Annotated in this window: 12 protein-coding genes; 11 read left to right on the top strand and 1 reads right to left on the bottom strand. The window is 59.5% G+C overall.

What is annotated here, in order from left to right; all coding sequences use genetic code 11:
* Positions 1 to 194 precede the first annotated feature (194 nt).
* A complete protein-coding gene (locus JQ553_RS31420; RefSeq protein ID WP_212503941.1) occupies positions 195 to 1,031 on the top strand; it encodes an alpha/beta hydrolase in 837 nt (278 codons plus the stop codon).
* A gap of 98 nt (positions 1,032 to 1,129) precedes the next feature.
* Here JQ553_RS31420 and JQ553_RS31425 read toward each other — a convergent pair whose 3' ends face one another.
* Positions 1,130 to 1,327, bottom strand: coding sequence for a hypothetical protein (locus JQ553_RS31425; RefSeq protein ID WP_212503942.1), 198 nt, complete (start codon positions 1,325 to 1,327; stop codon positions 1,130 to 1,132).
* A 521-nt stretch (positions 1,328 to 1,848) separates the two neighbouring features.
* Between JQ553_RS31425 and JQ553_RS31430 the strand changes: the two genes are divergently transcribed.
* The 10 genes from JQ553_RS31430 to JQ553_RS31475 all read left to right on the top strand — a co-directional run.
* Positions 1,849 to 2,187, top strand: a complete 339-nt coding sequence (locus tag JQ553_RS31430; RefSeq protein ID WP_212503943.1) for a hypothetical protein — start codon at positions 1,849 to 1,851, stop codon at positions 2,185 to 2,187.
* A gap of 979 nt (positions 2,188 to 3,166) precedes the next feature.
* Positions 3,167 to 3,349, top strand: a complete 183-nt coding sequence (locus JQ553_RS35370; protein ID WP_409363105.1) for an HNH endonuclease — start codon at positions 3,167 to 3,169, stop codon at positions 3,347 to 3,349.
* A gap of 170 nt (positions 3,350 to 3,519) precedes the next feature.
* Positions 3,520 to 4,695 (top strand): hypothetical protein, encoded by a 1,176-nt coding sequence (locus tag JQ553_RS31440; protein WP_212503945.1) that lies wholly within the window; start codon positions 3,520 to 3,522, stop codon positions 4,693 to 4,695.
* Positions 4,696 to 5,508: 813 nt separating this feature from the next.
* Entirely contained in the window at positions 5,509 to 5,904 is a 396-nt protein-coding gene (locus JQ553_RS31445; protein WP_212503946.1) for a hypothetical protein, read from the top strand.
* 64 nt (positions 5,905 to 5,968) lie between these two features.
* Positions 5,969 to 6,217, top strand: a complete 249-nt coding sequence (locus JQ553_RS31450) for a hypothetical protein (RefSeq protein WP_212503947.1) — start codon at positions 5,969 to 5,971, stop codon at positions 6,215 to 6,217.
* Entirely contained in the window at positions 6,214 to 6,600 is a 387-nt protein-coding gene (locus JQ553_RS31455; protein WP_212503948.1) for a hypothetical protein, read from the top strand. Before JQ553_RS31450 ends, JQ553_RS31455 begins: the two co-directional genes overlap by 4 nt.
* A complete protein-coding gene (locus JQ553_RS31460) occupies positions 6,593 to 6,835 on the top strand; it encodes a DUF6074 family protein (protein WP_212503949.1) in 243 nt (80 codons plus the stop codon). The genes JQ553_RS31455 and JQ553_RS31460 overlap by 8 nt, the downstream gene beginning before the upstream one ends.
* The gene (locus tag JQ553_RS31465) at positions 6,832 to 7,464 is read left to right on the top strand and encodes a hypothetical protein (protein ID WP_212503950.1); all 633 of its coding nucleotides are present in this window, start codon (positions 6,832 to 6,834) and stop codon (positions 7,462 to 7,464) included. Before JQ553_RS31460 ends, JQ553_RS31465 begins: the two co-directional genes overlap by 4 nt.
* A 535-nt stretch (positions 7,465 to 7,999) precedes the next feature.
* Positions 8,000 to 8,371, top strand: a complete 372-nt coding sequence (locus JQ553_RS31470; RefSeq protein ID WP_212503951.1) for a hypothetical protein — start codon at positions 8,000 to 8,002, stop codon at positions 8,369 to 8,371.
* A gap of 2,261 nt (positions 8,372 to 10,632) precedes the next feature.
* Positions 10,633 to 11,243, top strand: a 611-nt coding sequence (locus JQ553_RS31475) for a PHB depolymerase family esterase (protein ID WP_312015218.1), incomplete at its 3' end; no start/stop codon positions are given.

Raw genomic sequence — 11,243 nt, forward strand, 5'->3', positions numbered from 1 at the left:
AATATCATCGCTTGGTTCTCTGCGCGGCACGTCGTGCAGGGCATTCAACCCTGTAAAGGCAAGCACGCGTGAATAGCAGTTCGCACACCGGCCTCGATCCGCAAGTCGCGGAGCTTCTGACCAAGTTGCACAGCGCCGCGACCCGGACATCGCCTGTTTCTGCCAGTCAGATGATCGCTACGGTAAGAGCGAGAATGGACGCCGTCGCTCAGTTCGGCTTCCCGCACGAGCCGCTCCGGATGACGAAAGACCTTGTCATTCCCGGTATTGCCGGCCCACTGACGGTGCGGCTCTATGTCCCCCTTCAGGAGCTCGCGCGTCCTGCGCCGGCCTTGCTGTACTGCCACGGCGGTGGCTTTGTCGCCGGAGGCCTGGACATTTACGATACGGCTCTTGGCGCGCTGGCCAACCGCGCCGGTTGCCTGATCGTATCGGTGGCGTACCGATTGGCCCCCGAACATCCATACCCGGCGGCGAATGAGGATGTCTGGGCCGCGCTCAAATGGTTGAGCCGCACAACCGAGATCAATGCCGATCCGCGACGGATCGCCGTCGGAGGCGATAGCGCGGGTGGATTGCTCGCGGCGTGGGTCGCACAGAAGGCAAGATCCGATGGGTTGCCCTTGCGCTTGCAGGCTCTGCTCTATCCCAATTTGGATGCGACCGCATCGAGCAAATCCTGGCACGAGCTTGGGACCGGCGCATATGGATTGGGGCGGGACGAGATGCTCGATTGGTACGGCGCCTATCTGCCGTCGGGCGTCGATCGCACGGATCCGAAGGTCTCACCTGTCTACGCGACCGACCTGGCAGGATCGGCGCCGGCGTTGATCATCACGGCCGAATTCGATCCGTTGCGTGACGAGGGAAACGAGTATGCCGCCAAGCTCCGCGCGGCGGATGTTCCGGTCAACCACTATTGCTGGCCAGGGATGATACACGGCCTGATCTCGCTCGGAGGCGTGCTCGATGCGGGAGGCCCGTTCCTCGATCGCGTGTCGAACGGCCTTCGGTCGGCCTTTTACGGCTGAATCAAGCAACCTGCTTACGCCAACGTCGCTCGTTTGAGCCCATCCGCGTTGCCGCCACCGGCCGCCCGCGTATCCGATTTGGGTCAGGGCGCAGACGTTCAGCGCGGTCTCTCCAGGGGTTGCCCCGGCGCTCGATCAAGCGGCGGATGGGGGCGAGCCAGTCCCGTGGTTCCCGCCGGGACGTCGTTGCTGACGACGCGCGTGCCGACCTGCCGCAGCGTAGTGACTGTAGCAACCAGGATCGTGGCGGCGAGCGCCAGCATAAACAAGAACAGCGCAGTTCGGTGTTCGTCCATCGGGCATGCCCTCCTGCGCCCAGCATATTAACGCAGTGCGAGGTCGAAGGGTCCCTCACCGTAAGGGGTACCCCGGTGCGGCGACGGTTGGGCCGAAGGCCGCTGGGGGTGGCCGCCACTCGCTGGATATATATGGCCATCACCATCCGGACACGCAACCGGTACCGAGCAGGAGCGAGCGAGGCGACTCTCCGGAAAGTATGAGCGCTCAATCCCACAATGGAATCCGAACACCACCTTGCCGCACGACCAACTCACAGCGAAGTGGTCCAAACAGTCCGCCGCGTAGCTGGCAATTCGGTCACCAGCTCTCGCGCATATGCGGCCGAACCCTTGTTACCGCGGGCCAACGAGTTCGTCTGAATGGGCAGGACGCTTCGGCACTCTATTTTTTTACTATAATGCATGATGTCAATTATCGGTTGCGTATTGTTGAAACGCCGAACCATTGCGAAGCCGCGCACGGCGGCGTAAAGCGGCCCGGCCCTCCACCGACCTCGACCACGAAAGGTTGAGCTGAATTGATTGACGACAACATCGAGACCGTCGACCTCAAGGCGCAGGTCCGGCTGCTCCCGCTCCATCGGTCGCACGAGAAAGTGCGTGCTACGATCGTGAAAAGCGTTCTCCTCGCTGTTGGGGTGCTTCTCGCTGCTGTCGGTCCGCGCCCGGCAGCCGCGCAGGAGCCGATCGATAACGAAATCGTGGATTGCAAATTCCATAAGCAGACGTTCCCCTCGAACACGACCTGCGTCCGGATGACCGGCGAAGCCCCTGCGCTTCGCCAAATCGCCGGCACGGTAACTCTGGACCAGGTGCTGGATCGGTGTGTGACCGATGAGGCTGCTGCCCGGCAATAGACGAGGCCAGTACCTCGACATGTGCATCGATATCGCTAAAGACGTCGCTCCCTGATGGATCGCCGGGATAGGCGTATCCCTCCAGCCAATCCTATCTTCGCGTTGCAGGATGCCCCCTTCGTCGCGAAGTAGCTGAACGCCGACCTCCAAGCGGCGTGAAGCGAAAGGGGGTGCCCAACAGGCACCCCCTTTTTCGCTTTCAGGTGTCACCCACTTACGGCCACAGAACTCGACGAGGCCAGCACCGAAGAATTAAGTGCACTGGACTGTAACTCGGCACAAGAAGTCCTGCGGTTTGAATGGCTCGCTCAAGACCCGGTTCTAAACGACCTGCCAAACCTCAAGATGGCGGCGGGAACCAATTATCCTGTGACGCCGCAGCGCTGCTCGCCTCTTCGCGCTCTGGAGCCGCACTGGGCAGGACTGGTCGGGAGACGAGAGCGTTGCAGGGCTCTGGGCGTACCTGAAGACACTCGGCATTCCCGTATTTCGCTTGCCTGGCTCGCCTGTGGTAGTCGTCTCCCAGTTAATCGGGAGGGCGATCCCAGGCGTTTACAACAAGGTCATGAACTTCCGGTCTATCGACCCGAGGGATGATCGGGTTGGTCTCGCTAGATCGGGAATTACCGATCAGCGGGTGTGGAATGAGTTTTTTGATCCTGCTGCGAACAAGCTTCGTGAGGCTGACCTTGAGCAAGAATTCAACCGTCTATGGATGTCCACCGTCGGGAATTCTGAGGCAGCCCTCGATGCAGAAGCGGCGCGGGCAGGTGCAGAGGCCGCTGCCCGCAGCCTTGAGGACCAGAACCTAGATAACCTTCTTGCAAGATATCATGCGAGCCTTGCCGTCCGGCCAGCGCGTCCGCGCGCTTCGTCAGCTACCACTCGTGTGTACGAGCGTGACCCATTGGTCATTGCTATTGCTCGCAAGAGATCCGGACATCGCTGCGAGGTGTCAGGCTGCGCTCACCCGCAGTTCATGGCGACTGACGGGCTGCCCTACTGTGAAGTCCATCACGTCATCCCACTTGCCGGAGGCGGGGAAGACCGCATCGAGAACGCGGCGTGCCTGTGCGCCTCCCACCATCGGGAGGTTCATCATGGCAACCAGCGCAGTGTCATCGAAGCTCAACTGAAGCAATTGCGGGCGGTTGGCTGGTGAGCCCGACGCATCAATCACCCGCAGCCCGGACGACGCTGCCATCCGCGCGCCGACTGTTGGCGCGTATTCCCAAGAAATTTGGCTCAAAATCACAAGACGTGATCGCCGTGTCCGTGGCAGCCATCCACTCGCGGATTAACGCCTCTCATTATAGTCGTTGAGGTCTTTTTATGTTCGGTATGCTTGATTATCGAGTCTACAAGCTGCTCTGGCTGATTTGTGCACCGCTCCGCGTGCTAGTTTGGATCGCAGCGTTCGGCGCAGTTTTGGCCGTATTCAGTGTGCCGCTGACCGCTCAGACGACGCAGGACTCACGCACAACCATTCCCAATTTGAGCGGCTACGACGACGAGACGCGACGAACAATGGAGCTTGCTTGTATTTCCGAAAAGACACGCGGACCTGTTGCCTACGGCACGTGCCTGAACCGGCAGATCGCTTCGCTGCAAAGGTCGCCCGGCATCCCCAATTTGAGCGGCTACGACGACGAGACGCGACGAACAATGGAGCTTGCTTGTATTTCCGAAAAGACACGCGGACCTGTTGCCTACGGCACGTGCCTGAACCGGCAGATCGCTTCGCTGCAAAGGTCGCCCGGCATCCCCAATTTGAGCGGCTACGACGACGAGACGCGACGAACAATGGAGCTTACTTGTATTTCCGAAAAGACACGCGGACCTGTTGCCTACGGCACGTGCCTGAACCGGCAGATCGCTTCGCTGCAAAGGTCGCCCGGCATCCCCAATTTGAGCGGCTACGACGACGAGACGCGACGAACAATGGAGCTTGCTTGCATTTCCGAAAAGACACGCGGACCTGTTGCCTACGGCACGTGCCTGAACCGGCAGATCGCTTCGCTGCAAAGGTCGCCCGGCATTCCCAATCTGAGCCGCTACGACAGCGAGACGCGACTAGCAGGTGGTACAAAGTTAGTTGGTAATTGGCTAGTTAGTGAGAAGGAAGATCGCTTCGAGAGCGGCGGAACGTTTTTTGCCGTCACTGGTGATGGTGCAGGGAATATGTTCGCAGTGCGGTGCATCGAGAACACTCTCACGCTTGGTATAGGCCAAATAGATAATGCTACTCGTAAATACCAAGTCGGCGACAAATTCTATATCAAGCTGCGAGTAGACAAGCAGCCGGTGCTCGAATTGACAGGCGTAGCAGTAAACGAGTCGCTTATTCAGGTGGACGCGACGGCTGAGATCGTTCGCTCAATACGCGACGGCAAGGAAATTGCCGTGCGGCAGGAAAGCATTCAGGGTGTCTCAAATACCACTATCTTCGATACCAAGGGAAACGCGAAAGCGTTTGCGCGCCTGACCAGGGAATGCAAGGCCAACTAGCCGTCTACGGATGAGAGTTGGCGTCGTCAGAACGCGCGCTTGGCAGGCCATTCGCACGGATGCAAGCTCGATCGTGGTGCGGCGTTCGCATCACGTATCGGGTTCGGCTTAATCCAACCCGAGCTCTGGCCGTCGCCGCCATTGGTTGGAGCGTAACAGGCGAAGACAGTTAGCGGGTCAAGAAGAAGCCCATCGCACTTGAGGTCTCCTTGCGAGTAATGGGCACTGGCAGGGACAAAATTGTCTTTCCAGACCTTGGCCATGACCGCAGCCAGGAAGAGCTGTAGCATGTTACCCCGGCTTCGCCGCAACTTCAGCTCTAAGGCATTGCGAAACGCTCGATGTTGAGCTGATGTAATGTTTACAGGCATACTAATTCCCGACAGTCTTGACCGCTGGATAATACGTGAACTCGAACTTCATTGAAGGCTCAATTTCTGCGTGTGCTCGGTCGACGCAGGAGCTAACCATCACTTCGACTAAAGTCGTCTTTGGCATTTGTCGAGGTGGCCGATCGAACGGAAACACTCCCTCGCTTTTTCGGCGATCAGAAATGGATGAAAAAATCGAGACCAAACTTACCAGCCACGGAGGGAATCCGAAACCGAGGCGTTCTCAAAATGAAATCGAGTCGCTCTTAAAACGGAGATCGACTCGTTTTTTCGTGGTCAGCACGGATGATCTTGTTTTGGTGGGCCCGGCAGACCTACCGTGCATCAGCAATCCCAATCATTTAGCGGATACTGAGACAGTCAAAAATCCAGATACTTCCGGATGTTTGTCTCAGCGCTCTGTCTCAGCCGAGGCGCTGTGATGGCCGACGTCCAGTTTCTTCGCCTGAACACCGGTTGGGCACTGGCCTATGACGCCAACCAGTGGGTGCTTCAGCGCTTCAAGGGATTCACCGAAGATGGGCTGGACGACTGGGAAGCCGTTTCCTTCGTCCGATCCCGCCGCGACATCCTTGCGCGCTGCATGCGTGAGAAGGGTGCGCCTGCAGACGCCATTGCCCACGCGATGGCGGCACTGCCTGAGACGTTCGAGGCCCTTCAAGGCCGTAGTGATGCCAGAAGGGTCGGCAAGGCCGAAATTCGATCCTGCCCCAGCGGCATCGCCCATAGATGCGTTCTCGATACCGCCACAGCGCGCTTATGCCTCGGAGGCAACATCCATAGCCGACGAGGACAAACCGGCTGTAGCGGCTTTTAAAACGCCACTGAGGGAACCTCCTCCGATTAAGTGGGTCGTTTTCATCAGGGTGGATCCGCACCACGTGAACATCGGTTTGGTGGACGAGCCTGCGGAGAGGCTTCGTGAGCTTCAGGCCGGCCATGCTTACGAGCACGAGCTGCTACTGGCGATTCGCGGCACGTGGGAGGATGAGCGCGATTACCGCAAACGGTTTGCCTGTCATCGCAAGCGGGGGGCTGTGTTCAAGTACGCGGGCATCAAAGCATTCATCGCTGACACGCTCGCAGCGAATGGCGGCGACCCCGTGGTCTTGATGAGGGACGCGGCATGACTGACGGCATTCTGAAAGAGCGCGCAAAGCGGCTTGGCTACAAGCTGAAAAGGCGCGGGACGACATACAGCCTGATCGACAACAAGGGTGAGGGACCAAGCGGCACCATCGATGGCATCGTCTGGTGGCTCAACGTGATCGAGCACGAGATCGCGGCGCAGGTCTCCACCGCATGCGGAATGCCGCTGTACACGATCAATGACCAGGCACCCAAGCCCGCCGAGCCGTCACCGGTGGCGGAGCCGCTCGAGCCGATCGTCCAGCACGAAACAGGCGGCTGGTCGGTTCGGCACGACGTCGAGCGATACCCGAGCCACGCATTCGCAAGGGCAGCTTGGTTGAGGCGACACAGCAGACACCGCGAGGACACTACCAATGGCTGATGTCATTCCGTTTCCGGTAACGCGCCGACAGGCTTTTGTCTTCAAGCAGGCTGAGCATGCCGCCCTGATGAACCCGGATGCCGGAGAGCGTTACGTGCTGCGCCAGGTCAAGGTGCAGCGAGATGCGATGCGCCGCAAGGGTGTCCCCGAGCAACTGATCGAGCGCGAGCTACGCAGTTTGGAGAACGCGATCAGGGATGCACTGCAGCGCTTGCTGATCGGTGGTGTCGCATGAGCCGCCGCGGTCGCAAAACGGCCATCGGGGGACAGTTTGCACCCCGTACCATCGAGATGCTCGAGTCGCCCGCCTATCGCGTTCTGAGCCTTTCCGCGCGCAAAGTGCTGGATCGGCTCGAAATCGAGATGGCGCACCACGGCGGCACGGACAACGGAAAGCTGCCCGTCACCTACGACCAATTCCAGGAGTATGGGATTGATCGACAGGCAATCGCGCCGGCTATCCGCGAGGCCGTCGCCCTTGGGCTTCTAGAGATCACGCGCGAGGGCCGCGCCGGAAACGCTGAGTGGCGTCAGCCAAACCTATTCAGGCTTACCTATCGTCATAGCGACGGCGAGCGAGGCTACGGCACCAACGAATGGCGACAGATCGAGTCGCTCGAGGAAGCCGCCGCAATCGCGAAAGCAGCCAGAAGTGCGAAGCCGAAAAAAACAAAATCCCAGTGGGGGAAAACGTCACGTTTCAGTAGGGAAAACCCCAACCGAAAGCGGCCAATCCATAGTGGGGAAACCCCTACTACATGCCATAGTGGGAAAACCCCTACTACTATCGATATCTCCGGTAGGATGGCGGCAGGACCACTAGCTTCTCAGAGCCCAGCCACCGGTGCGGAGGACGCAGCATGAGCGTCCACCCGCGCGCAACCGACACAGCGGCCTATGGCGATCGGCCTGCGCCGGAGAGATCACGAAAGAGGATCTGTACCGACGGCTTGGCGATCTACGGGCGACACACGGCGACGACTGCTTCGATCGCGAGCAGCCCATGCCGTGGTTCATGCGATACAAGCCACAGGGTCCGCGGGCGATGGCTCGACGTCAGAGATATGGCGAGTCGGTCGCGATGGTGGTGACGACATGACCGCACACCCGCACCACCTGTCCCTAGCGCGCCCCTCAGCCAAGGCACTGCCACTGCACACACCGCCCAGCCAGCGCATACAGCGAAGACAAGACCAGGATAGCGCCATCGGGCCAGCCCGCACCGGTGCCGCTCTAATCAAGGACAAAGCCCCTTGTAGGAAGCCCACACGCGCGGCTTCGAGCGGCCGCCGCTCTTTTGCGAGTCCAGATGCGGACAGCGCATCGGTGGGCGCGGCTAGGCCACGTCGGGGCAATTCCTCGAAAAAAAACCAAGGAACCCTTTGGCGGCTTTTTTCCAGTGCGGCGCGAGGCGTTGCACCATTTCAGCATATTTCGGATTTTCGAAATCCTGGTTTTCTTGTCAGCGGAGGCGCCCGTGCCTTCGGTGTTTAGGCCCGAAATGGGCTTTTCTAGGAAGCCGCTTGGGCTGCGGCGCTGCCTTCTCGAGATCCTTCGCCGGCGAGACGGGCTGACGGCGCACGATTTGGCTGGCATCGCCTACGGCCGGCGGATCATTGTTCGGCCGGGATATCGCAGGCACGTCACGAACTCGCAGATGGTCTGCGTGCAACGCGCGTTGAGGCGCATGATCGACAAGGGTCTGATCGAGGTTCTCTATCGCTACCGGCGCCGAAAGGTTTACGTTTTGCGGCGAGAGGTCGAGCAATGACTGACAACGAGATCCCAGAAATCGACGAGGCCATGCCTCGGTGCCGTCAGCCGTTGATGGCGCCGAGGTAACGCTCGCCAAGCTGATTGCCAAACGGCCGGCGAAGTGCATCGCGCCAGGACAAGCGACCGGTATTTTGCGACCGCTCAAAGAGCCAGGTTAGAAAAGATTGCGAGCAAAACCCGCTCGATCGCGAAGGCTGCGGCCTGAAGGTAAACGGTCGCGGGCTCGCCGACGAGGGCAGATATCGTTTGATGCGCGGACGTCTGATCTGCATGCGCGCTTTCACGCGTTTCGTTGATAGCGAAGCAGTGAAGCTCTTCCAAGGTCTTGTGGCTAAATCCGGGCCCCATTTGGCCGATGTCGCGTCCGGCGTCGTTTTCCCTCACAGCCAGGACTGATCTAACTTGGGCTTCATTCCGAAGTGCAAGGTCTGCGCGGCGACCGCCATCGTCTCGGCCGGTGCGCGGATTGCAGGATGGTCCGCAAGTGACCGCGCTGCTCGTCGAACATCTGAAGCGTCCCGGCTCGCAGCTGCTGCGCGGGACCAAGGAAGGGGTCCACCTGTCGACTCTCCCAAATCGCCGGAAGAGCTGAAACGCTTACCAGCGCCACCACATGGCAAAGAATAGGCCCGGCATCGCTGCCGGGCCGAACGCTCTAAAAATCGCTACGTAATGAAACGTCAGTAGCAGCTGGTTGTGCAGACGTCCCGTGTACTGGCTGCACGACGTGGGAGCAGGTGGTACTGCTTTGGTGGGGATCGTGGAAGAGAGCATTGCAAGTGCGATAACGCTGATCAATTTCATTGGTTCCTATCGCACTGGAGCCGGGATTGGCAGTTGCGTTCAATGAGTCTTTGCAACGTAAAGCGTCAAGGACGATCGCTTGTGACCAGCTGCCAACCCGCGACTCGAAAAACCAAATCAGGGCTACGTACAATTCTGAACAGATCACGACCCGACCAAGGCATACATTCGACGGGTCATGGACGACAATCGCCTGTTCACCATCCTCATCATCGTGCTGGCCACACTGCCGGTGATAGTGAGGGCTTTTGCGCTCATCCTTCTCTGAGCCTTGGGAGCCGCAGATCGTCAGATGCGGGGAAACGCGCCAACACATCGCGCGTTTTGCAGAGGTGTCCAAAATGCACGGAGATGCCTGAATGGAATCGATACCGGGAATTGCCGGTTTGTTCGGCTTATTCGGGATTCTCGCGGCGCTCTATTGGCATTTCGTCCGCTGACCGTGCATTAGAATTGATCCTGCACCGGGCGGTAGGCCGGATGCTTAGGGGTTCTTGACCTTGACCCAATGGGTGCAGCGCCCGGCCTCATAGCCGCGCGCTGCGCATGCTTCGACACCAGTCCCTCCAGTCCCATCAGGCAGGCGTGGCGGAATAGGTCGGCACCAATCTCGCCGTGCTCGTAGGGGGCAAGGTGGATGCCATCCACCCGGCGTGTCAGGAGCCGGGCGTCGAAAAGCATAGAACTGAACGTCGGCTTCGTGCTTGCGGGACAGTAGCCCGTCGAAATCGGATTGGCCGTCAACCCGAGCAACACAGCTTCGCCATCGATCGCTAGCGATCGCGAAGCGTGAGTGCGGTCTCACGATCCACGGAAACCGCTTCGACCAGTCGAGCCCGCTCTTGCTGGTCTTGAGCATCAAAACTGGGAAGCGCTGCGATTGTTGTCGGCACCGGCCCTCGCCACTGGCCCGTCGGCGCACGCTGCGATCATTGATTTGGAGCTTATTGGCAAGCTCGACCTGTCCATTGGACATCACTCCACTGGGGCAGCATCTCTTAGACCCAAGCTTGACGAGCGCAGCGTTGAACTTATCGGTGGTCAGGCGGGGCTCCTGCGAGGTTGAGGCTGCTGATTAGGCGGTACAGGGTCATCGACTGGCATTCACCGCCGATTTCGGTGTTTGGTGGGTGGCGACTGTGAGGTCAGATGGACGACACGATGACCCGCAGGCTCTAGGTGAAGGCGGTGGAGCGGTCTTTGAGCAGGCCGGCCTTACCCAGCTTCTGACCACTCACGGCCGCCGTAACGGTTGCCTTGATGTGGCTGAGACCTCGCATCCGAGGAACAGATATAGTTGGAGATTGTCAGCATTGGACAAGTCGACCGCGAAGAAGCACGAAACACCTTGCGTCCATTGAAATTAGCGGCGCGCGCTTCTTGACTCCTTTGCGCAAGCTCCCATGTTGCGGTGCACGCTGATCTTTCGCAACGCAATATAGGTGTGCTCCGGTGCGCGATTTCCCGCCGATGCTTGCCCGTCTTCAGGCCTTTCGAAGCAAATTCGAAGGTCTTCTTGCAGCGGCCCGAAAGAGCGCGGCTGGGACGCCTGCCGACCGCCCGACCCGGCTACGAGAATTGACCGGGTTCGGTACAAATCCCGGCAATCTTCGCATGTTTGCCTACGCGCCGAAACACCTGCCGCGTGGGGCGCCCTTGGTCGTCGCGCTACATGGCTGCACCCAGACCGCCGCCGAGTATGACCGCGGCACCGGCTGGTCGTCGCTTGCCGACAACCTTCGCTTCGCGGTTGTCTATCCGCAGCAGCAGCCCGCCAACAATCCGAAAAACTGTTTCTCGTGGTTTTTGCCTGGCGACATCGCGCGCGGAGAGGGCGAGACGCTTTCGATCAGAGAGATGGTGGAGCACGCCATAGCGGCTTTTGGTACCGACCGCCGCAAAGTCTTCGTGACCGGCCTCTCCGCCGGCGGGGCCATGGCGTCGGCTATGCTCGCAACCTACCCAGAGGTTTTTGCCGGGGGCGCCGTTATTGCCGGACTACCCTATGGGTGCGCTAACAACGTTCAACAAGCATTCGAGGCCATGTTCACCGAGCAGAGATA

It is taken from the genome of Bradyrhizobium lablabi (assembly GCF_018131005.1).
Lineage (GTDB): Bacteria > Pseudomonadota > Alphaproteobacteria > Rhizobiales > Xanthobacteraceae > Bradyrhizobium > Bradyrhizobium lablabi_D.